This is a genomic window from Bradyrhizobium sp., assembly GCF_050014615.1.
Lineage (GTDB): Bacteria > Pseudomonadota > Alphaproteobacteria > Rhizobiales > Xanthobacteraceae > Bradyrhizobium.
This window is the reverse complement of the sequence record NZ_JBEKCZ010000095.1, coordinates 1-19,127: the sequence shown is the minus strand read 5'-3', so window position 1 is coordinate 19,127 and position 19,127 is coordinate 1. Positions and strand designations below refer to the sequence as shown.

The 19,127-nt window shown below is 63.0% G+C and carries 23 protein-coding genes and 1 pseudogene; 10 read left to right on the top strand and 14 right to left on the bottom strand.

Going from position 1 to position 19,127, the window contains the following annotated elements; genetic code table 11:
• Nucleotides 1–245 precede the first annotated feature (245 nt).
• Nucleotides 246–1,898: a fumarate hydratase gene (locus ABR948_RS16430; protein WP_428119690.1), complete on the top strand. Its 1,653-nt coding sequence runs from the start codon at nt 246–248 to the stop codon at nt 1,896–1,898.
• Between the two features lie 40 nt (nt 1,899–1,938).
• On the opposite strand, the gene ABR948_RS16425 is transcribed toward ABR948_RS16430, so the two are convergent.
• The 3 genes from ABR948_RS16425 to ABR948_RS16415 all read right to left on the bottom strand — a co-directional run bounded on the left by ABR948_RS16425 (nt 1,939) and on the right by ABR948_RS16415 (nt 4,401).
• The gene (locus ABR948_RS16425) at nt 1,939–2,235 is read right to left on the bottom strand and encodes a hypothetical protein (protein ID WP_428119688.1); all 297 of its coding nucleotides are present in this window, start codon (nt 2,233–2,235) and stop codon (nt 1,939–1,941) included.
• 80 nt (nt 2,236–2,315) lie between these two features.
• On the bottom strand, nt 2,316–2,891 hold the full coding sequence (locus ABR948_RS16420) for an inner membrane-spanning protein YciB (protein ID WP_428119686.1): 576 nt from the start codon (nt 2,889–2,891) through the stop codon (nt 2,316–2,318).
• 106 nt (nt 2,892–2,997) lie between these two features.
• The gene (locus ABR948_RS16415; RefSeq protein WP_428119684.1) at nt 2,998–4,401 is read right to left on the bottom strand and encodes a carotenoid oxygenase family protein; all 1,404 of its coding nucleotides are present in this window, start codon (nt 4,399–4,401) and stop codon (nt 2,998–3,000) included.
• Between the two features lie 110 nt (nt 4,402–4,511).
• Here ABR948_RS16415 and ABR948_RS16410 point away from each other — a divergent pair, with 110 nt between their 5' ends.
• Both ABR948_RS16410 and ABR948_RS16405 read left to right on the top strand, forming a co-directional pair.
• Nucleotides 4,512–5,237: a TetR/AcrR family transcriptional regulator gene (locus tag ABR948_RS16410; protein WP_428119692.1), complete on the top strand. Its 726-nt coding sequence runs from the start codon at nt 4,512–4,514 to the stop codon at nt 5,235–5,237.
• 116 nt (nt 5,238–5,353) lie between these two features.
• Nucleotides 5,354–6,106, top strand: a complete 753-nt coding sequence (locus ABR948_RS16405; protein ID WP_428119682.1) for an SET domain-containing protein — start codon at nt 5,354–5,356, stop codon at nt 6,104–6,106.
• Here ABR948_RS16405 and ABR948_RS16400 read toward each other — a convergent pair.
• Nucleotides 6,103–6,501: a hypothetical protein gene (locus tag ABR948_RS16400; protein WP_428119680.1), complete on the bottom strand. Its 399-nt coding sequence runs from the start codon at nt 6,499–6,501 to the stop codon at nt 6,103–6,105. The genes ABR948_RS16405 and ABR948_RS16400 overlap by 4 nt on opposite strands.
• Nucleotides 6,502–6,541: 40 nt before the next feature.
• The gene (locus ABR948_RS16395; RefSeq protein ID WP_428119678.1) at nt 6,542–6,784 is read right to left on the bottom strand and encodes a hypothetical protein; all 243 of its coding nucleotides are present in this window, start codon (nt 6,782–6,784) and stop codon (nt 6,542–6,544) included.
• Nucleotides 6,785–6,878: 94 nt separating this feature from the next.
• On the opposite strand from ABR948_RS16395, the gene ABR948_RS16390 reads away from it, so the two are divergent.
• Nucleotides 6,879–7,697 (top strand): helix-turn-helix domain-containing protein, encoded by an 819-nt coding sequence (locus ABR948_RS16390; RefSeq protein WP_428119676.1) that lies wholly within the window; start codon nt 6,879–6,881, stop codon nt 7,695–7,697.
• A gap of 44 nt (nt 7,698–7,741) precedes the next feature.
• Entirely contained in the window at nt 7,742–8,578 is an 837-nt protein-coding gene (locus tag ABR948_RS16385; RefSeq protein ID WP_428119674.1) for a helix-turn-helix domain-containing protein, read from the top strand.
• Here the strand turns inward: ABR948_RS16385 and ABR948_RS16380 are convergent.
• Nucleotides 8,575–9,360, bottom strand: a complete 786-nt coding sequence (locus ABR948_RS16380) for a thioesterase family protein (RefSeq protein WP_428119672.1) — start codon at nt 9,358–9,360, stop codon at nt 8,575–8,577. The two genes, ABR948_RS16385 and ABR948_RS16380, sit on opposite strands and share 4 nt — an antisense overlap.
• 164 nt (nt 9,361–9,524) lie before the next feature.
• Here ABR948_RS16380 and ABR948_RS16375 point away from each other — a divergent pair, with 164 nt between their 5' ends.
• A complete protein-coding gene (locus tag ABR948_RS16375; RefSeq protein WP_428119670.1) occupies nt 9,525–10,190 on the top strand; it encodes a DsbA family oxidoreductase in 666 nt (221 codons plus the stop codon).
• Nucleotides 10,191–10,203: 13 nt separating this feature from the next.
• On the opposite strand, the gene ABR948_RS16370 is transcribed toward ABR948_RS16375, so the two are convergent.
• The 3 genes from ABR948_RS16370 to ABR948_RS16360 form a co-directional block, all read right to left on the bottom strand.
• Nucleotides 10,204–11,451, bottom strand: a complete 1,248-nt coding sequence (locus ABR948_RS16370; RefSeq protein WP_428119668.1) for a GNAT family N-acetyltransferase — start codon at nt 11,449–11,451, stop codon at nt 10,204–10,206.
• Nucleotides 11,452–11,616: 165 nt separating this feature from the next.
• Entirely contained in the window at nt 11,617–12,024 is a 408-nt protein-coding gene (locus ABR948_RS16365; RefSeq protein WP_428119666.1) for a hypothetical protein, read from the bottom strand.
• 110 nt (nt 12,025–12,134) lie between these two features.
• Nucleotides 12,135–12,611, bottom strand: coding sequence for a PaaI family thioesterase (locus tag ABR948_RS16360; RefSeq protein WP_428119664.1), 477 nt, complete (start codon nt 12,609–12,611; stop codon nt 12,135–12,137).
• Between the two features lie 409 nt (nt 12,612–13,020).
• Here ABR948_RS16360 and ABR948_RS16355 point away from each other — a divergent pair, with 409 nt between their 5' ends.
• Nucleotides 13,021–13,314, top strand: coding sequence for a hypothetical protein (locus tag ABR948_RS16355; protein WP_428119662.1), 294 nt, complete (start codon nt 13,021–13,023; stop codon nt 13,312–13,314).
• Between the two features lie 63 nt (nt 13,315–13,377).
• On the opposite strand, the gene ABR948_RS16350 is transcribed toward ABR948_RS16355, so the two are convergent.
• Together ABR948_RS16350 and ABR948_RS16345 are read right to left on the bottom strand one after the other, a co-directional pair.
• Nucleotides 13,378–13,587 (bottom strand): hypothetical protein, encoded by a 210-nt coding sequence (locus tag ABR948_RS16350; protein ID WP_428119660.1) that lies wholly within the window; start codon nt 13,585–13,587, stop codon nt 13,378–13,380.
• A 71-nt stretch (nt 13,588–13,658) separates the two neighbouring features.
• On the bottom strand, nt 13,659–14,366 hold the full coding sequence (locus ABR948_RS16345) for a Crp/Fnr family transcriptional regulator (RefSeq protein WP_428119658.1): 708 nt from the start codon (nt 14,364–14,366) through the stop codon (nt 13,659–13,661).
• 360 nt (nt 14,367–14,726) lie between these two features.
• Between ABR948_RS16345 and ABR948_RS16340 the strand changes: the two genes are divergently transcribed.
• Nucleotides 14,727–14,957 (top strand): hypothetical protein, encoded by a 231-nt coding sequence (locus ABR948_RS16340; protein WP_428119656.1) that lies wholly within the window; start codon nt 14,727–14,729, stop codon nt 14,955–14,957.
• A gap of 101 nt (nt 14,958–15,058) precedes the next feature.
• Nucleotides 15,059–15,373, top strand: coding sequence for a hypothetical protein (locus ABR948_RS16335; protein WP_428119654.1), 315 nt, complete (start codon nt 15,059–15,061; stop codon nt 15,371–15,373).
• 10 nt (nt 15,374–15,383) lie between these two features.
• On the opposite strand, the pseudogene ABR948_RS16330 reads toward ABR948_RS16335, so the two are convergent.
• The 3 genes and pseudogenes from ABR948_RS16330 to ABR948_RS16320 all read right to left on the bottom strand — a co-directional run.
• Nucleotides 15,384–15,614 (bottom strand): annotated as a pseudogene (locus tag ABR948_RS16330) (DUF6894 family protein); the annotation flags it as partial.
• 142 nt (nt 15,615–15,756) lie between these two features.
• Nucleotides 15,757–15,951 (bottom strand): hypothetical protein, encoded by a 195-nt coding sequence (locus tag ABR948_RS16325; RefSeq protein ID WP_428119652.1) that lies wholly within the window; start codon nt 15,949–15,951, stop codon nt 15,757–15,759.
• Between the two features lie 1,685 nt (nt 15,952–17,636).
• Nucleotides 17,637–17,885: a hypothetical protein gene (locus ABR948_RS16320; RefSeq protein ID WP_428119650.1), complete on the bottom strand. Its 249-nt coding sequence runs from the start codon at nt 17,883–17,885 to the stop codon at nt 17,637–17,639.
• A gap of 432 nt (nt 17,886–18,317) precedes the next feature.
• Here ABR948_RS16320 and ABR948_RS16315 point away from each other — a divergent pair, with 432 nt between their 5' ends.
• Complete coding sequence (locus ABR948_RS16315) at nt 18,318–18,785, top strand: hypothetical protein (protein WP_428119648.1); 468 nt, start codon at nt 18,318–18,320, stop codon at nt 18,783–18,785.
• Nucleotides 18,786–19,127: the final 342 nt, after the last annotated feature.

Genomic DNA, 19,127 nt, shown 5'->3' with positions numbered 1-19,127 from the left:
CTAGGAATATATAGGGATGCGTCCAATTTTCCCCAGTTCGCACAAGAACTCAGGGATTTCGGCCAGTCGATAATAACTACAATCTTTCAAGACATATTTGGCCGTGAGTGCCTAAGCAACCTGACGCCTAAGGCTCGAAATTTTCTCGGTATGGAGACTTTGAATATCTTGGAGCCTGACTCGGAACTAGATGTGTAGGTGCAAACTAGGCTAGTTAAGGAGGCAGCATTGGAGTTTCAAACCCCATGAACGCCCCCCTCAGCACCCACCCGACGCCCCCCTACAAGCACACGCCGTTGTTCCCCCTCGGCAAGGACACGACGCCGTACCGCAAGATCGCGGATGGCGTGCGCGTTGAGAAGGTCATGGGCGAGGAGGTGCTGGTGGTGCCGCGCGAGGCGCTGCGCGCGCTGGCGGAGGCGGCGTTCGCCGACATCAATCATCTGCTGCGCCCCGCGCATCTGGCGAGCCTCAAGCACATCGTCGAGGATCCCGAGGCCTCGGATAACGACAAGTTCGTCGCCTACGACTTTCTCAAGAACGCCAACATCGCGGCGGGTGGCGTGCTGCCCATGTGCCAGGACACCGGCACCGCCATCATCATGGGCAAGAAGGGCCGGCTGATCTGGACCGACGGCGACGACGAGGCGGCGCTCGCCGAGGGCGCGCGCGATGCGTATCTCAAGCGCAACCTGCGCTACTCGCAGCTCGCGCCGCTCTCCATGTTCGAGGAGAAGAACACGCGCTCCAACATGCCGGCGCAGATCGAGCTCTACGCCGAGGGTGCGGGCGACGCGGAGGCAGCCTACAAGCTCCTGTTCATCGCCAAGGGGGGTGGCTCGGCCAACAAGGCGTTCCTATTCCAGGCGACGCCGTCGATCCTCACCCGCGAGCGCATGCTGGCGTTCCTGAAAGAGAAGGTGCTGACGCTCGGCACTGCGGCCTGCCCGCCCTACCATCTCGCCATCGTCATCGGCGGCACCTCCGCCGAGCTGACCATGAAGACGGTGAAGCTCGCTTCCACCAAATATTACGACACGCTGCCCGAACACGGTTCGGAAGACGGCCACGCGTTTCGCGACAAGGAGATGGAGCAGGAAATACTGAAGATGACGCAGTCGCTCGGCGTCGGGGCGCAGTTCGGCGGCAAGTATTTCTGCCACGACGTGCGCGTGATCCGGCTGCCGCGCCACGGCGCATCATTGCCGATCGGTCTTGGCGTGTCCTGTTCGGCGGACCGCCAGGTGCTGGGCAAGATCACCAGAGACGGCGTCTATCTCGAGGAGCTCGAGCACAATCCCGCGCAATATCTGCCCGCGGTGGAGCAGGCGCTCGGCGGCGAGGTCGTCAAGATCGATCTCAACCAGCCGATGCAGGACATCCTCGCCACGCTTGCAAGGAATCCGATCAAGACGCGGTTGTCGCTCACCGGCACCATGATCGTGGCGCGCGATTCCGCGCACGCCAAATTGCGCGAGCGGCTGGAGAAGGGTGAACCGCTGCCGGATTATTTCAAGAATCATCCGATCTACTATGCCGGGCCGGCCAAGACGCCGGATGGCTACGCCTCCGGCGCGTTCGGCCCGACCACCGCCGGGCGGATGGATTCCTTCGTCGACCAGTTCCAGGCCGCGGGCGGATCGATGGTGATGGTGGCGAAGGGCAATCGCGCGGTCGCGGTGCGCGAGGCCTGCAAGAAGCACGGTGGTTTCTATCTGGGCTCGATCGGCGGCGCGGCGGCCAATCTCGCCGAACACTGCATCAAGAAGGTCGAGGTGGTGGAATATCCCGAACTCGGCATGGAAGCGATCTGGCGCATCGAGGTAGTGGATTTCCCGGCCTTCATCATCATCGACGACAAGGGCAACGACTTCTTCAAGGAATTGAATCTGGGGTGAGGGGCGCGTCGTCCCGGCGAACGCCGGGACGACGTGAGGCCTACGCCCTCGTCCCCTTGAACGGAAAACTGCCCATCGGGCCGATGCCCATCTCGCCGGAAATGCTGTCGCCCGAAACCTTGCCGGTGAATTCGAGCGTCAGCGGCATCGGGTTGGTGATGGAGACTTTCCAGGCCACGTCGTCGCCATTGGCCGTGCCGTCGAAGATCTCGATCGAATTGCCTTCGGCGGCCTGTGTGCCCGTCAGCGTGCCGCCGGCATTCTTCAGGCTCAGCGTCGCGTCGCGGTCGCCCATCGGCGTGCTCATGATGATGTTCCAGTTTCCGTCCACGGCCATCTGCATTCCTCGCATTCATCGTCGCAAAACCGGAATGGTTCTGGGATCAGGGCTCGGCCCGGGCGGCGGTATAGCGCATCTCAGTGTCCAAGCCCAATAGCCGCGCCGTGGCGCGCGGCGCGAATCCGGCTGGTGACGAGAAGGCGAAAGGCGACATATTGCACGGCAAAGGCCGCGACCTTGGCCCCGATCGCGACCACCGACACATAGATCGCCCACAGCCTCATGTCGCCGGTCAGCGCCACCGCGATGGTGCCGGCGCCGAGCGCCAACATCAGCACCGCCCAGGCGTAGCCGGCGAGGGTCACGTATTCCGGAATGGTCTCGGCCACCAGCGGCGGCACATAGCGCAGCATCCAGCCGCGCTTGAGCATGATCGCGCCGATCGCAAAATGCGCGATCGAGGGTTTGGCCAGCACGAAGCGCGGGTCGTCGGTCAACAGCGTCGCGCCGCCGAGCACGATCACCAGCGCCAGGCTGGCATAGGTCATGAAGCCGAGCTGCTGGCCCTTGAAGCGGGCATAGATCAACTGGATGACCGCGCCCGCGATCGCCACGCAGGTCGCCAGCACCACATTGCCCGTGGCGAGGTACAGCGCGAGAAACACGATGGTGGACAGGAAATCGGTGCCGAGCTTGACGAAGACGTCTTTCATGGTCGCGCTCCTGATGCTTCTCGTCATTGCGAGGAGCAGAGCGACGAAGCAATCCATTTTCCTAACGTAACTGGATTGCTTCGCTGCGCTCGCAATGACGGGAAATTTACGCCGCCCCGACCCAGTTGCCGTGGAAGCCGTCGGGAACCCGATGGCCCAATTGCACCAGTGCCGTGGGACCGGCTTCGACATCGGTGGCATTGAAGACCGCCAGATCGCTGCGATTGTCGCGCCCGCGATAGACCGTGGCCAACAGCCAGCCGTCACCCTCGGCGGCATCGTCGCCTCGCGCGACAAACACGGGTTCGGAGATGATATCGCCGATGGGCAGTTGATATTGCCCGAGCCGCGAGCCTTTGCCGTCGACATGCATGATGCCGGAGAAGCCGTTGAACATCGGCACTTCTGGATTGGCGCAGGCATACCAGCCATGGCTGCTGGCAAATCCGGCGCGGCGATCGTCGATGCGCGGGAACTCGCCTATGGCGTCGTCGAGATAGATTTGCGTGAAGCGGTCGGTATTTCCAGCGAGATCGAAGGTCCAGCGGCACAGCCGGGCGCGGGATTTGACCGGGTCGGTTGGCGAACCGTCGGGATGGGTAAACAGCGGCGCTTCCTCGCACTGCATGACGTCGGCGATGATCCGCTCGCCATCTTCCCAGGCGTTCATGATGTGGAACACGTAGCAGCTCTCGGCGCGAAACCAGACGAGGTCGCTGGCAGCGCCGTTGCGCTTCATGACGCCGACATAGGCGCCCTTGTCCGGCTCCCAGGCGTACGGCGGCCGGCCGCTCATCGCGCGCGCCATGCTGCCGGTGATCGGCAGCACCGGAAACAGCAGATGATTTTCGGTGACGACGAAGTCGTGCACCATGCTGGCATAGGGCGCCTCGAAGCGATCGAACCGCGTCACCGCGCCGGCCGCATTGACGGACCCGAACGACAGCGCCGGGCTAAACGGCCCAGTGGCATTATAGCCGAAGAACATCATCTCGCCGCTGACCGGATCGATCTTGGGATGCGCGGTGAACGGACCGGCGATGCTGCCGCCATAATTGCAATAGCCGCGCGTCGCCAGCGTGCCGGGCTCGATCTCGGTCGGCGGATGGCCTTCTTCCAGCGCCAGCAGGCGGCCGCCATGGAAGATGATGTTGGTGTTGGCGACGCCGCCGTCCTGGATGGTGGAGGCCGGCGCGTCAGGCAGTTTCCGGCCGAAGCCGCCGAACAGTGCGCGGCCGGCGTCATGCTCGGCCTGCCATTTCGGGGTGCGGACCCAGCGGTTGCGGTAGCTGGCGCGGCCATTTTCGAGATGAAAGGCGTGCAGCATGCCGTCGCCGACGAACCAGTGCGCGCCGGGCGCATCGAATTGCGGGTTGGGGCCGTTGCGGTAGAGCGTGCCGTTGAGTTCGCGCGGCAATTCGCCGACGATCTTCAGAAACGGCGCGTCGCATTCCATCGGAATCGGTGCCTGATTGGGGCTGGCGGCGCGGGGGGCGGCTTGCTGCTGCATCGGGGGCTCCCTTAGGTTTATCTTTACATCGTAAAGATTGGATATCGCGGCTGCCTTTGACCGTCAAGCTAAATCTTTACAGTGTCAAAATGACGACCTATAAGGCCGCCATGGTGAAAAAAGCCAACCCGGCCCCGGCCCGCATCCGGCGCGCTGCGACCATGCCGGCGTCGGTGCGGACGGCGCGAAAACCAGCCGCGCCCCGGCCCGCGGGCGGCCGGGACGCGCCGTATCATCACGGCGCGCTGCGCGACGCCTTGCTCGAGGCCGCCGAAAGGGTGCTTGAGCGCGAGGGGCTGCCGGGACTGACGTTGCGCGCGGTGGCGCGCGAGGCCGGCGTGTCGCATGCCGCGCCGACCCATCATTTCGGAGACCTCGCGGGTCTGGTCAGCGAGCTTGCCGCGATCGGTTTCCAGCAGTTCAACGCCGCGATGGCGGCGGCCGGTGCGGCCGATGGCCCTGCGATGGAGAAGGCGATGGCGCGGGCCAAGGCCTATGTCGCCTATGCGCGGGCCCATCCCGGGATGTACGGGCTGATGTTTCGCACCGAGCGTCTGGATATGTCGCGGCCGTCGCTGAAGCAGGCCGCCGGTGCCTCGTTCGCCGGGCTGGCCGGCGCTGTTGGTGCCAGCCGCCACGAACAGATTTTCGATCAGGCGCTGTCGCTCGATCAGGCCGCCGCGATCGCGCGCGCCTGGTGCCTGGTTCACGGCTTCACCATGCTGCTGCTCGATGGCCGGCTTTCCGACATTCTTCGGCGACTGCCCGAGGGGACCGGCGTCGAGACCCTGCTGGACGCGATGCTGAGATCACCGATCGGCCGGCCGGGGTGTTGACGCGTAATCTGGGGAAGGTTTGGGCGAGACGCGCGAAACACCTGACATTTTCGCGGAATCGCTCTAGAACATTTGCTTCGCTATCCCCTCTTCACCAGCGTGTCAGTTCCTGATCCATGCCTGCTATTCCATCGAACAAACCCTATCGCGTCGGCCGTTCCCGCACCGGACTTGGCCTCTTCGCCACCAAACCGATCAAGAAGGGCGCCAAAATCATTCGCTATTTTGGCCCGCTGCTGGATTCGAAGAAGAAGAAAGACGACGCGATCGAGAACAAATATCTGTTCGAGCTCAATGGCCGCTGGACCATTGACGGTTCGGTGCGCAAGAACGTCGCGCGCTACATCAATCACGCCTGCAAGCCGAACGCGGAATCCGACGTCAGCCCGCGCAAGCGCAAGGTCGTGATCCGCGCGATCAAGAAGATCGAGCCGGGCGAAGAAATCAACTACGATTACGGCACCGATTATTTCAAGGCGTACCTGAAGCCGATCGGCTGCAAATGCGCGGCGTGTGAAAAGAAGCGCAAGAAGAAGCGTGCCGAGGCGAAGGCCGAGCGACTGCGCCTGAAAGCCAAAGAAGAGAAGAAGGCACTGAAAAAGGCCGAGAAGCTGGCGGCCAGGAAGCTGGCCGCCAAGAACAAGAAGCTGGCTGCCAAGAAAAAAGCTGCGAAAGCCAACGGCAAGCTTCTGAATGGCAAGGTCTTGAACGGCAAGGCCCTGAACGGAAAACACCTGAGCGGCCTTGGCAGGCCCAAAGCGGCCGGCAAAAGATCGGCCGCCGCAAAGCCCAAAGCTTTCATGAATCCTTCCATGAACGCTGTGATTTCCGCGCCGGCCGTTGGTTCGGATCAGCAGGCCGCCGCTTAGGCCGCCAGCGCGTCGCTGCTCCTGCGCAATCCGATATATTGCAGTTCGGCGAGGGCGCCCGGGACGATCGCCTGGCCGGCGATAAAGATCTGGCCCAGCAGGTTCGGCGTCACTGCGCTCGAGAACAACAGCGCGATGCTGGCGATGGTCCACGCGGTATTCCCGGCGATCACCGAGATCACCAACAGCTTCGGCATCGATGGCCGCGTCGCGAGCCAGCCGACCAGCGCGGTATAGGCGATCAGGAACAGGCCGGTCTCGCGCAGCAATTGTTCCGGAAGATCCAGCAGCGGTGCCAGCTCGCCGGCGCCGAAGGTCAGCAGCACCGCCATCATGCCGCTGGCGATGGTGTCGAGCAGGAAGGCACGGCGAAGAAACAAGGAAGCTTGGATCATGGCAGGTCTCCTTTGGGTTTGATGTCGATGCTGGAGGGGCTTAGCGCGCCGATCGCCGGCGCCAGTTTCGGAGCTGACGCCGCAAGCGGCTCGGGCTGAGCGTCTGGCCGACACGGTTCTCGACGGCCTGCACATGCGCGAACACGAAGACGCCGGTGTGGTGCACCAGCGGCTCGGGCATGTTGAGCGAACGCGCCAGCATCCGGGTGGCCAGATTGAGCAGCCACGGGACGATGCCGGCGGGTGACAAGGTTCTGGATCGGGACAGCGTGTTCATGGTCATCTCCTGTGCTGGCGAAGATGGCCCGGCCCGATAGCCAGTTCGATTACCTCCGACGTAATGGAATGCATGAAATTCGCATGGTAGGTTTGCCACCATGAACGCACAGTCCGCCACGGCGCGAGCCGACCGTCCCCAGCCCGCCCATGTCGGCGATCACCTGCGCGAGTGGCGCCAGCGCCGTCATCTCAGCCAGCTCGATCTGGCCGGTGATGCCGAGATTTCCGCGCGCCATTTGAGCTTTGTCGAAACCGGCCGTGCCGCGCCGTCGCGCGACATGGTGCTGAAACTCGCCGAGCGGCTCAACGTGCCGCTGCGCGAGCGCAACGTGCTCTTGGTGGCGGCGGGATTTGCGCCGGCGTTTCCGCAGCGCTCGCTCGACGATCCCGCGCTGAAATCCGCGCGGCAGGCGATCGATCTGGTGTTGAAGGCGCATGAACCCAATCCGGCGCTGGCCTATGACCGGCACTGGAATCTGGTCTCGGCCAACCGCATGGTGATGCCGCTGCTGGAGGGTATCCCGACGCGCCTGCTCGGCCAGCCCTTCAACATCCTGCGGCTCGCGTTTCACCCCGAGGCGCTGGCGGGACGCATCGTCAACCTCGCTGAATGGGCCGGGCATCTCCTGGAGCGCCTGCACCGCCAGTGCGAGGTGACCGCTGATCCGGAACTGATCAGGCTTTATCACGAGCTGAAGGCCTATCCGATTCCGGCGCGGTCGGGGCCGCTGCCGGCCGACAATAATGTCGCGATCCCCTTCAAGCTGCGGCTTGGCGGCGACGTCCTGAGCTTCATGTCGACCACGATGATTTTCGGCACGCCGGTCGATATCACGCTGTCGGAACTGGCGCTGGAGACGTTCTTTCCGGCGGACGATTTGACCGCCGAGCGGATGCGGGCGATGGCGCCGCGCTGACACCGTGGTTTACAGCCGGATACGCAGTTCGCATAATCACCGGGATGGATTCACGTTCCGCGCAAGTGGCCAATTTACGTCCCCATCCGGTCGGCGATCTCCTGCGCGGCTGGCGCAATCGCCGCGCCATGAGCCAGGCCGATCTCGCCTTTGAGGCCGGCATCTCGATCAAGCATCTGAGCTATGTCGAGACCGGCAAGGCGGCCGCCGGCCGCGACATTCTGCTTCAGCTGGCCGCGGCGCTCGGCCTGTCGCTGCGTGATCGCAATGCGCTCTTGGAAGCCGGCGGCTTCGCGCGGCAATATGGCGAGCGCGATTTGTCCGCGCCGGAGCTGGCGGAGGCCAGGCGCGCGATCGATCTGCTGCTGCGGCGTCACGAGCCGTTTCCCGCTGTTGTCACCGACCGGCAATGGAACGTGATGCACGCCAATGGCGCGGCCACGCGACTGCTGACCCTGCTGCTCGGCGCCGAGCGCATGACGCGTCCGCTCAATCACATGAAGATGTTCCTGGCGCCGGATGAATTGCGCCCGTTCGTCGCGAACTGGAACAGCCTCGCCGCGGCGCTGATGGTTCGCGCGCGCCATGAAGCGATGGCCGCGCCGCTTGATCTCGCGCTGCAGTCGACCTGGCGCGAACTGACAAAACTGCCTGATGTCTCGGCTCCGCAGCTCGACGAGAGCGAAACGCCGGGTCCGCTGTGTGAGGTGCGCTTGCGAAAGGGCAATCTGAGTATCGGCCTGATCGGCGCCGTGCTCACGCTCGGCACGCCGCAGGATGTCACGCTGCAGGAATTGCGGGTCGAGCTGTTCATGCCGGCGGATGCAGCGTCGGAGGCTGCGCTGGTTGCGTTCGCGAAGCAGGATGGAACAGAGGCTTAGGCGGCCTCCCGTTTCTCGAACGTCATCGCCTGCATCACTTGCGCGAACGGGCCTTGCCGATCGCTGAGCGTTGCCGTTGTCAGCCCCGCGCCATGGGCGCCGACGCGGGTGTGCGAGCGGATCAGGATCCATTCGTCCTCGGGCGCGCGAAACAAATACAGGCTGATCTCCGGGTTGATAAAGGTCCATTCGCGCATGTCGACGATCTGTGCGACGCCGCTGGAGAAGTCCGCCGCCTGCACCGCCTGTAACAACGGCGTGTTGGCTTCGCCTTCCACCATGGGCACGTCGAGGCGCATCCAGGCCGCGGCCGGTCCCGGTTTCTCCAGCGCGCCCTCGATCAGCCGCACCGATACGTTCTGGAAATAGCGGCTCCATTTTTGCGCGAAGGCCGGCGGCGGGGTCCCGGTTTCCGGTGCGGCATCGCCGGCGGCTATCTTCGAGAAGGGATCGGCGGGGGAGGCGCCGCCCTGTGCGGTCAGCAATGCCGTGCAGCGGCCGATCTCGATCTCGCCATCCATCAGCCGAACCTGAATCGTCTTCGCCTTGCGGCCGTCGCGCAACATATCGGTCAGAAGGCTGAAGACGCGCAATCCGGCGGGCCGCCACAGATCGAAGGTGAGGCGACGCACCGCGAACCCGGACGTGACCGCCAGCCGCTCCACCTCGCGGACCATCAGCGCGGTGGTGGCGCTGCCCTGCAGCATGTCCGGCGACCACGGCCCACCGGCGTGCTCGGTGGCGCGAAACTGATGGCCTTCCGGCAGGAAGATGGCGGTCATGGCGGGTCCCTTCGCATACCCTCTGGTACTTGCCTTCTACGAAGGAGGATGGGCACCCCACAATAACCGCCGAGGTTATGTCGGGGGTGACATGCGGCCTGCGGCCTTGTTTCGCGGCCGCTACGGCTTATTTTCGGGGGCACCGTTTCAGCGAGGACGCCCCGATGAGCCCCCTAAAACCGCTTCAGATCGATATCGTTTCCGACGTCGTGTGCCCGTGGTGTTACATCGGCAAACGCCGGATCGAGGATGCGCTGGCGCTGGCGGCGGAGGTTCCGGTTGAAATTCACTGGCGGCCGTTCTTTCTCAATTCCTGGGTCCCGCGCGAAGGCATCGGCCGCGATGAATATCTCACCGCCAAATTCGGCTCGGTCGAGGCTTACAAGGGCATCGCCGGCCGCGTCGTCACGGCGGCGGGCGAAGAAGGGCTGGTGTACCGGCCCGACCAGGTCAAGCGGCAACCGAACACCATCGACTGCCATCGGCTGATTCACTGGGCCGAAGCCAAAGGCAAATCGGCCGAGATGAAACAGCGGCTGATGGAATTGTATTTCCGGGATGGCGGCGATCTCACCGACATCGACGTGCTGGTGCAGGCAGCGGCCGATTGCGGGCTCGACGCCGACGATGTGCGCCGGCGTCTGGCCACCGACGAAGACGTGGCGCTGATCTCGGCGCAGGCGCAGGAGGCCGCTGACAAGGGAATCTCCGGCGTGCCGACTTATGTGTTTGCCGGGAAATACGCGGTGTCCGGCGCGCAGCCGGCCGAGCAGCTCGCCCGCGCCATCCGCCAGGTGTCGGCGGAAGTGAACGCGCAAGCCGCGGAGTAGGGCGCGGCGCCGGTCAGAATGTCGCTGACCGCGTCCGCGATGATTTGATCTCTCGGATCAAATGAACCATGTGGCGCGCGAATTCGCGCACCAGCCGGCGCGTCGCCAGCGCCGCATGGATCAGCGACACCAGGGGATCGCGGGGACGCAGCGGAATCAGCACATCGCCGATCTTGAGACGTCCCCGCCAGATCGGATTGATCATCGGATGGTCCGCGCTGGCGGTCGAGTCGGCCGTTGCGATGACGGCGCTGGCGCACAGATGCCGTGTCAGCTCGAGGGTCAGTTGCACGCCGGGGGAAAATTTCGCAAAGCGCTCGTCGACGCCGAGCTTGAAGTAGAAGGCGCGGTCCTGATGCCGCAGCACGATCGCTGCCGCGACCGGTGTTGCGCCGGCGTGCAGGGTCACGATTTCACATTGGCCTGACGCCGCGAGCCCCGTGGTGGCGCGCCGGACAAAGCCGGCATCGCCGTCATCCTGCTTCAGCGCGGTGCCGCGTCTGGCCTTCCAGCCGCTGGCTTCCAGCGCCAGGAAGGTCTCGATGGCGGCCGCCACCGCGTCGGGGGTGCGCGCGACGTCGAAACGGACGGCGCCGTGCTCGGCGAGGCGATTGCGCTGGCGGCGCAACTCCTTCAGCTTTTTTCCGCCGAGTGCGTTACGCAGCAATTCATCGGCATCGCGCCTGGCGTCAAGGCAGGCGCGCGCATGGGACTGGAGTACACGCGGACGCAGGCCGCCCTGTCGCAACACTTCCGTGATGGCCTTCATCGCCGCGCCGTTCAGCGATACGTCGCGCAGGATCAGCGCATGGGCGCCGGCATTGCGCGCCTGCGCCAGCATGCGGATCACCGCGTCGCAGGCTACGTCGCGATCGAGCAGCGGCGTGCATAGCGTGCCGTAGGGACTGGCGCTGGCCAGAGCGGGCAGCGGGATCCTGTAGGCGCGCCACATCGAGATCACCGGCAACAGGCCGATCAGCCGCGCCACGCCGTCCGGCACCAGGGGAGTCTCGTTCCAGGCGCAGAGCGCGGATGCGCCGGTGCGGCCGCTGGCATAGGCATTCACTGCCAATTCCCAATCGGGCAAATAATAGCCGTTCGGCTCAATCGCGCGTTCGGCCAGCGCGCGCCATGGCGCCACGGGGATGTCCGTGAGTGGTGCGATGCCATCCGGCAAAGCGGCGCCCGTCGGCAGGCGCGTGCCAGCGGCATCGTCGAGGGATGCGCGATGGATTACCGCTCTGTCAGCAACGTCGATCACGTCCCGGTTTCCCCGTTCGCAGGATGGCGCAACCATAATGCGCTCTCCACCGCGTCGTCGGGGAAAGGCTAGCGGAAAGATTGGAAAATACCCTAGCGCAGGGATTCAATTCGAGCGGTATTGTTAACGCGTCGTTTATCAACACCGCTTCGCGCGAAAACGCGCTCAGATCGGCTGGTAGGTCTCGACGGCGCAGGTGTCCTCGGCCTCGGCGCGCTGGCGATCGATGATGACGCCGCTGCTGATCGTGATGCGATAGGTTTCGCCACCCAGCGGTTTGCCCACGGCGTTGGTCAGCTCGGCCTTGACGCAGGCGGTCCAGCCGAGGCCACGCAGATTGTGGCGCGGCGGCGAAACCCGCACCTGCTGCGGGTTGGACGCGGCGGTGAACACCGAGTCCAGTTTCTCGCGGACCAGTTGTTTGACATCGGGCGGCGCTTCGAGCGGCGGCGGTTCACTGGCTTTGGCGCGCATGAATTCAGGTACCGGCGAACGGCTGTCGGCGAAGCCGCAGCCCGCCAGCATCAGCGCTCCCCCTGCAATCAACGCCGTATGGATTGTGACCCGCCGCATCCCCTGATTTTATCCCGGCCCGGTTAAGATTGCGCGGGGGCGCGGGTCAATTCGCGGGCTCGATCCATCAATAATTAATGAAAAGAACACAGCCGAACCGGACGTGGGTATCACAGCATCGCGAAGGCGCTTGATACCATCGCTACCGGCTTGTTGTCGGTGGCGCTGGACAGCGTGACGCGGCCGAAGCTCATGGTGCGCCCGAGCCGCACCACGCGCGCATCGGCGAGCACGTCCGACGACGTGACGGCGCGCATGAAGTGGGTGGTCTGATCGACGGTCGTCATCGGCCGGTATCCGCGGTTCGCGGCCAGGATCGCGATCACCATCGAGGTGTCGGCCAGCGCCATCAGCGCCTGTCCGCAGACGATGCCGCCATGGCGGCACAGCCGTTCCGAGAAGGCCATCCGCAGCACCGCGCCCGGCTGCCAGTCGGCGGCGGCGCCCGGCGGCGGGGCGCATTCGACGCTGCCGATCGACAGACCGAGGTCCTGCACCCAGGGCGCGAATACGTCGCCAAGGACGCGCCGGGCCTCCTCGATGTCGAATTCAGCCTTTTGCTCGTATGTTTGGGGTTCGGATGACATGAACGCTGGTTCCTTGCCGGGGACGGCGGATGATGCTTATTCCAGAGCTCATCCGGTGCAAAGGGACTCCCCTGGCGCGGCTTGAAAATGCCCGAGTTGGGGCCGTATGATAGGGTCTGTGGGGAGTAGTTCGATGGCGTTTCGGCGATTGGCATTGATTTTCAGCGTGATTGCCATGGGCCTCGCCCTCAGCGGCTGCACCAAATGCGGTCCGATCTGGGACGATTGGATGCAAAAATCCTGCAAATCGGATCATTTTTAGCGCGCATGCCCGGCGCGTCACACGTCGCCGGCGCGTCACACGTCGCCGGCGCGTTCACGTCGCCCGGCGCGTTCACGTCGCCGGTGCGCTTGGCGCCGCCGTCATCACGGTGATATATTATTGTCGGGGAAATACAGGGAGCATCCCATGAAAGTTGTCCGCTTGGCGGTGGTTATCGCGTTGCTGACCTCGCCTGCCTACGCCCAGATGCCCGCCATGAATCTGCTGCAGGAGAAGCCCGGCAAGACCCAGGATGAAAAGGACGCCGAGGCGGCGCGCGACAAGGCTTACCAGGATACGTTGAAGAAGATACCGGACGCCAAGGCGCCCACCGATCCCTGGGGCAATGTGCGCAGCACGGATACGCCCAAGAAGACCGAGAAGACCGCGGACAAGGCTTCCGCCAAGCCGAAGACCAAAACCGGCAGCACCGCGAATTGAAGCGCGAGACGTCAACGCCGCGCCGCCGGGCACTTCGGACTTGAGGGCAGAAACAGGCGAGCGCTATTTTTTCCGGCTGCCGCGGATATTGCGAATGAGGGCCTCAAGGCGGCCCGCCAAGCTGGTCACCCACTTATCTTCCTGTAAACGCGTATCATCCCGCACCCGTTGGTTTCGAGGCGATGTAGCTCCGGACCGGCTGGCATCGAAGCGCTGCGCTTCGCCGGTCTCGTCGTCCAGAATCTGACGTCGGCGTTGGTCTGGGTGCGTCATGCTGGGTTCCTCTCTGGAATCAACGTGCTACGGAAGAGAGAGTTCCAGGATCGCTGCAATCGGCGGATGAGTCACGCCAGCACGGCCGACTGGTCCAGCAAGGTCTGGTAGCACTCGCAGGACATCCGCATCAGCGCCGGCCGATCCAGGATCCGGATCACGCCGCGCGAATAGGTGATCACTCCGGCGTTTTGCACCTTGCTGGCGACTTCCGTCACCGACGTGCGCCTTACCCCCAGCATCTCGGCGAGAAATTCCTGCGTCAGCGCCACGGTGTCGCTGGCTGACCGATCCGCGCTTTGCAGCAGCCAGCGGCAAAATCGCGCCTCGATCGGGTGCAGCGCGTTGCACGCCGCCGTCACCCGGGCCTGCGACAGCAGCACCTCATTGTAGCGGATGCAGAGATTGCGGATCGGATCGCTGGCGGCGGCGACCGTTCGAAAATGCGTGGCCGCGATCTTGCTGCAGGTTAGCTGCATCTGCACCACGACGCGCACCAGTGATTTGTAGAGGCCAAGCCCGGCCATCGCTCCGACCACGCCTTCGCGGCCGACGGTCGCGGTCTCGATCGCCTTGCCGTCGCGCAGCACCGCGAGCAGCGACAGCATGCCGTCATGCGGGAAATAGATCTGATCGACTTCGTCGCCGGCTTCGAACAGCACGATTCCCTGCTGCAGGGAGACCGTCGACAGATGCGGAAGCAACCGATCGAAATCTTCGCGAGGCAGCGAGGCGAGCAGTTTGTTGTCGAGGGGAAGACCGGTGTTTGAATTAGACAATGCGATATCCCGCCCGGTCGGTCGGGCCGATTTACCGCAGGGGGTGGGGGAGGACGCTCCGAGAGGGCGGTCCGCGGGATAACTGAATATAGGAAGATGCAAGGGGGGATGTCGGTTCGGTAGCCGTCATAGCGATGGATTGGTCCACAGAAGCCGCGACCCCGCGGGCGATTGGGCTGCAATACCCTTGGCTTACCCGGGGTAATGCCGAGCGAAAGTTTATTTGTTGGAATACGGACGGAACCGTCATGGCCCACTCTGGGGAAGCACGCTGGCCGGCCGGGCTGCGGCTGCGCCGGGACTCGGTTTGGCCGCCGCGAGCGCTATATTGAGCCGGTCGTTAGCTGTTGGAGTTGCGGCATGGTCTCTCGCCCGCGCGATCTTGCAGACCGGATGGCTGGCCGGCGCCCGCCGGACGACGGCTATTTGCGCGAAACTTTCACCCTGCCGCGCGACCAGGCCCGGACCAGGGCACGCGATTTCCTCACCCGCTATCCCAAGGCGGCCTATATGAGCGGCGTCGAAAGCTGGCGTGAACTGCCCGACGGCGACATCGAATTCACGATGCGGCGGCTGCGCAGTGCGGATTAGGGTTCCATGCGTGGAACCCGATTTATCCTTACAACCGTCTATAATTATTAACTTTTCTCGATAACGGCTGGTCAGCTATTTTCGCCTAGGGTTTCCTTACCATGGCGAGACACCGCGAGGACCTCGGCGAGCGCAAGCACGTCCGGATCGATCTGCACAAGCCGGGATTCCTGATCCCGGCGCCGGACGCGCCATGGATCGAATGCACCATTATCGATGTGTCCGAGAAAGGCGCCTGCCTGGATGTCGGCGCCATGGCGGTGCCGAAGGTGTTCGGCCTCGCATTCACCGGCGGCGGCGAGGTGCTTCGGGTGTGTTACCTGATCTGGCGCCAGGGCGAACGGCTCGGCGCCCGCTTCGTCACCGCTCGGGAACTGCGCCAGGGTTTTGCGCCGGACCAGGGCCCGGTCGATTGAGCACGCTGCAATCCGGCGTCTCCGCCACCAGGCGGATTCGGAAAACCGGTCGCTTGGCCTCATCCAGAAGCTCCATATGCCATTCGGAATTTTGCTGGAGTTTTCGGGAAATGCCGCCGACGATACCGGCGCAAACGCTGGTCAATTCTTTCCAGGCGGTATTGTGATCGGGAAAGTCAGTGCCTTGATCGCACGCGCCGGAGAGGCTGCCGTTGCGGATCTGAAAAAAATAGAGCGGCATGGCATGACCCAATGCGTGAAGGCCGCTCCAGGCCTGGGAGACCGAAAAAATCCTAGACCAGTGGATTCCCGAAACCGGGACAGATCAATCCGGGAATCTACGGAGCGTCACCTCGCCTCAGGCGCCGCCGGCGCGTTCGCCCTCACTCGCTCTCGGTAATCCGGATCAGGCCATCGCCCGTGACGACAAGACCTTTGGCGGTTTCGGCGACATAGCCAAGGGTGATCAGCTTGGTCAGATGAGGCGCGGGGATTGCCTGGGTGGGTGAGGTGATCGCGACCTCGATCAGCGAGGCGAACTCTTCGGGCGTCAAAAGCTTTGGCGTGTGCACGGTCATCGCTGAACTCACGATCAGGGCGTGGCCATTGTCCGATTGGCAAAACCACACCGAAATTTATGGGCCGATTCCTGACCGGAAGCGAGGGCTCTGTGTATGACCACCGAGCAGCGCTGCACTTCGTTTCAGTCAAGCCGGCCACGTCCTCACATCTGGCTATGACGACATGCTTTTTCCAGCCCGCCGCAGCGGCGACGCCGTTTCAAGACAGGCCCGGCAACGTCAACGCCAATCCGATCGCGCCCAACACCATGACAACGGCTGCGATCGGAATCCATGTCGGAGATTTGGTCGGAGATTTGCGGGAATTATCCGTATCGAGGCTCACATCGGGCCGGCATTTCCAAGGTTAACATCCGGCTAACCGGGCGGGCCCAGGAAAGAGACAGGAAAGAGAAAAGCAAGAGACAGGAAAGAAAAGAGCCGCCATCAGCATTCTGCTGATGACGGCTTGAAAATTTCACTCGCCCGCAGAACCTAGCGCGACGTGGTTAAAAAAGGGTTGAAATACCGTAGATTCACGGAATCCCGGCAGATATCCGGCAAGCTGCGGGGTCTGGTGTCGTCGGACGCGGCCTCACGGCAAATCTGGCTGCGCGGTACCGGCCAACAGGCCAGTCGTGGCTTCAAAACGGGCCAAAAACGGGCCATCAGCGAAACCCCGCCAGACGGGGTCCATCTGGCGGGGCTAGGGGGGTACTCATAACACCGTGTCCTGCGGCGTCATGGTTGCATCTGATCACTGACTCGCGTTCGAAACAAATAAAGATTTTATAGCTGGTGAGGACACCAAACGAAAAACCCCGCCCGACGGGGGGTCAGGCGAGGTTCCTCTAGGGGTACCGATGATGGCAGCAGTACCGCAGTGCAATAATGGCGGTTCTTGCGCCCGCGGACGATTAAATAAAAGTTCATAGATAGCCCACGCGTTGTCAGGCTTTTCGATCTGCCGCCAGGTCTATCTGCCCCAGGGGATCGACGACCTGTTGTGGCGGCCGCCAACCGGGGCGGCCTCACAAAGTCTGATTTATTTCCCGGTTTATGGGTCCTAGTCTGCCGCCCAAAATCGGGGGAAGCGGCGATGGAGATGCTTGTCGAGGGGGTCGACGCCTTTGGCGTCCATATCCAGTATTGGATGCCGCTCGCGGTTGTGGTGGCGGTGGTCGTGATCGTGCTCAGCGCGCGAAGCCTACAACGATAGGCCATCGAACTGGGCCACCGGCAAAAGGTCCCGCCAAAACCACAAAACCAAGAACCACAAAACCAAGAGCGACCATTGCTGCACCCGTCCTGAAAAATTCGGACAATGTGCAAAATGGAACATCGCCGGGCACTGGAATGTGATCGGCTGAGATTCGAACGTCGCGGGCGGCATCCTGCGTCGTTTGCCCCAGATGGCCCCGGCGCGACCCAGCCCGCGCGTCGGGGTCGTTTGCGCTTGGCGGGGATCGACAGGCCAGCAGCTACTTGTCGCCCAGCAGCTTGCCTGTCGAATTATGAATGAAGTGGATCTTGGTACAGGCCGGACAGACCACGGATGCGTGGCTGTCTTTTGCATTCTCCGGCGCGTCAGCCAGCCAATGCTGCACATTCATCCCGGTTTGGGGGCATCTGAAAAGGATAGGTCGCTCCATGGGCCGGTAATATGCCGATGCCCGGCGCTCACCAAAACTCCGGATGTTTACTTAGGTCCCATTCGCGGGCCCCGGAATTGAATCCTTTGACATCTCTTCCGCCAGCAGCTTCAGGATCGTCTGCCGCCTGACCTCATCCGTTTGATCCGGCGCGGCCAGCAGCCGGCGATAATGCTCAAGATTCTGCTGATGAATGAATTGCTCCACAGCGACCTCCGGGGGGTGCGCGCGTTCAATGCCGCCGTGCCCCTTCCCATAAGGGACGAGGGGCCAATTTGTTCCCGGGGTTTTCTGGCTCATTCAAACGGGGCCAAACCCGAAAGCCGGGCACGTCTTCACGAGCATCGGCGAAAGAAGATTGAGACCGATGAAACAGGCCGCCAACCGAGGCGGGTTTAACTAGGCCCTCGCCCTGCGGCGGCGTCGGACCGACATCTGATCCCTCAGCAGGTATCCGCCTGCGAAGCCGGCGCCAAACACCAGGCCAAACACGACAAGTAAGATGAACATTCGATCGGGGCTCGCTCAAAAGCATCCGGCATTTCAAGTCTGCCGCAGCTCCTGGAAGCATGGAAGACATTTTTGACCAGCGAATGAAGGAACCCGGGCGGTAAATGCGCACAGCACCGGCCGCGCGGCTCAAACAGGCCATTTGGGGCGAGAAACCGGCCAGTAGCTGATTATTTTCCGGATTTGGAGAACCCGGGAGGAGGCTGATGTTACCAACTTGTGATGACCGGGAACCGCGGTCCAGAGAAGCCTCCTGAGGATATTGAGCGCCGTCACGACAAGGCGCGCGAGTTCCTGATCGACGCTTTGTCTCTGGCGATGGGCACCTTGGCGGTTTTCCATTACGAGCCGAAAGGCACGCTCGCCGGGGTCATCGCCTTCGCCGGTGGTTATGTCATCGCGAAACTTCTGGTGGAATTGCTCTGGTCATGCAGCGGAGCCTTGCTCGGCGTACTGTCCGTGCTGATCTACATGGCCACCCTCGTCATGGCTCTCAGCAGCCTCCCGGCGATGCTGCTTTCGGCATTGCTTCCGGGGATTGCCCAGGCCTATTGGATCTGGGCCTTGTGGCCGGCGACGGGCTCGCTGTTTCACCCTTTGACCCTGTCGTGTGTGGCCTGGCTGATCCTGCTCGGGATCACGATTTTTAAGCGGAATTTATTCGCCACATTATTCGGCCGCGCGCGTTAACTTCGCATTTACCAGGCTGCATCAGCATTAGGCATGGATGCGGCGGAACCGGAGCAGTGCCGGGCCGGCAGCCGTATGAGAAAGCCGTCCGGCGTCGCGCCCGGGCGGCTTTTTTCTGAAATCAAAAGACCTGAAGCGAATTGAGAGAGACCGCCAACGAAGGCGGGCCTCACATAAACGCCAAAACCAGCCCCATCGCGACCAGGGCTTCCACGCCGGTAACGGCGATGCCGAGATACAGGCCAGCCATGACGTCAGCAGATTGGAACTTGGGTTGTTTGCCGGGCAATGCCGTTCTCCATGCATTTGTCTGCCTTGAAGACATCACGCATGGGGCGGGGA

Excerpts from the sequence above, each read along its gene's own strand:
- ABR948_RS16430 (WP_428119690.1), top strand. The coding sequence starts at position 246 with ATGAACGCCCCCCTCAGCACCCACCCGACGCCCCCCTACAAGCACACG.
- ABR948_RS16355 (WP_428119662.1), top strand. The coding sequence starts at position 13,021 with ATGAAAGTTGTCCGCTTGGCGGTGGTTATCGCGTTGCTGACCTCGCCT.
- ABR948_RS16315 (WP_428119648.1), top strand. The coding sequence starts at position 18,318 with ATGACCGGGAACCGCGGTCCAGAGAAGCCTCCTGAGGATATTGAGCGC.
- ABR948_RS16390 (WP_428119676.1), top strand. The coding sequence starts at position 6,879 with ATGAACGCACAGTCCGCCACGGCGCGAGCCGACCGTCCCCAGCCCGCC.
- ABR948_RS16385 (WP_428119674.1), top strand. The coding sequence starts at position 7,742 with ATGGATTCACGTTCCGCGCAAGTGGCCAATTTACGTCCCCATCCGGTC.
- ABR948_RS16410 (WP_428119692.1), top strand. The coding sequence starts at position 4,512 with ATGGTGAAAAAAGCCAACCCGGCCCCGGCCCGCATCCGGCGCGCTGCG.
- ABR948_RS16325 (WP_428119652.1), bottom strand. The coding sequence starts at position 15,951 with ATGACCGTGCACACGCCAAAGCTTTTGACGCCCGAAGAGTTCGCCTCG.
- ABR948_RS16380 (WP_428119672.1), bottom strand. The coding sequence starts at position 9,360 with ATGACCGCCATCTTCCTGCCGGAAGGCCATCAGTTTCGCGCCACCGAG.
- ABR948_RS16360 (WP_428119664.1), bottom strand. The coding sequence starts at position 12,611 with ATGTCATCCGAACCCCAAACATACGAGCAAAAGGCTGAATTCGACATC.
- ABR948_RS16350 (WP_428119660.1), bottom strand. The coding sequence starts at position 13,587 with ATGACGCACCCAGACCAACGCCGACGTCAGATTCTGGACGACGAGACC.
- ABR948_RS16375 (WP_428119670.1), top strand. The coding sequence starts at position 9,525 with ATGAGCCCCCTAAAACCGCTTCAGATCGATATCGTTTCCGACGTCGTG.
- ABR948_RS16395 (WP_428119678.1), bottom strand. The coding sequence starts at position 6,784 with ATGACCATGAACACGCTGTCCCGATCCAGAACCTTGTCACCCGCCGGC.
- ABR948_RS16415 (WP_428119684.1), bottom strand. The coding sequence starts at position 4,401 with ATGCAGCAGCAAGCCGCCCCCCGCGCCGCCAGCCCCAATCAGGCACCG.
- ABR948_RS16340 (WP_428119656.1), top strand. The coding sequence starts at position 14,727 with ATGGTCTCTCGCCCGCGCGATCTTGCAGACCGGATGGCTGGCCGGCGC.
- ABR948_RS16400 (WP_428119680.1), bottom strand. The coding sequence starts at position 6,501 with ATGATCCAAGCTTCCTTGTTTCTTCGCCGTGCCTTCCTGCTCGACACC.
- ABR948_RS16320 (WP_428119650.1), bottom strand. The coding sequence starts at position 17,885 with ATGAGCCAGAAAACCCCGGGAACAAATTGGCCCCTCGTCCCTTATGGG.
- ABR948_RS16365 (WP_428119666.1), bottom strand. The coding sequence starts at position 12,024 with ATGCGGCGGGTCACAATCCATACGGCGTTGATTGCAGGGGGAGCGCTG.
- ABR948_RS16425 (WP_428119688.1), bottom strand. The coding sequence starts at position 2,235 with ATGGCCGTGGACGGAAACTGGAACATCATCATGAGCACGCCGATGGGC.
- ABR948_RS16405 (WP_428119682.1), top strand. The coding sequence starts at position 5,354 with ATGCCTGCTATTCCATCGAACAAACCCTATCGCGTCGGCCGTTCCCGC.
- ABR948_RS16335 (WP_428119654.1), top strand. The coding sequence starts at position 15,059 with ATGGCGAGACACCGCGAGGACCTCGGCGAGCGCAAGCACGTCCGGATC.
- ABR948_RS16420 (WP_428119686.1), bottom strand. The coding sequence starts at position 2,891 with ATGAAAGACGTCTTCGTCAAGCTCGGCACCGATTTCCTGTCCACCATC.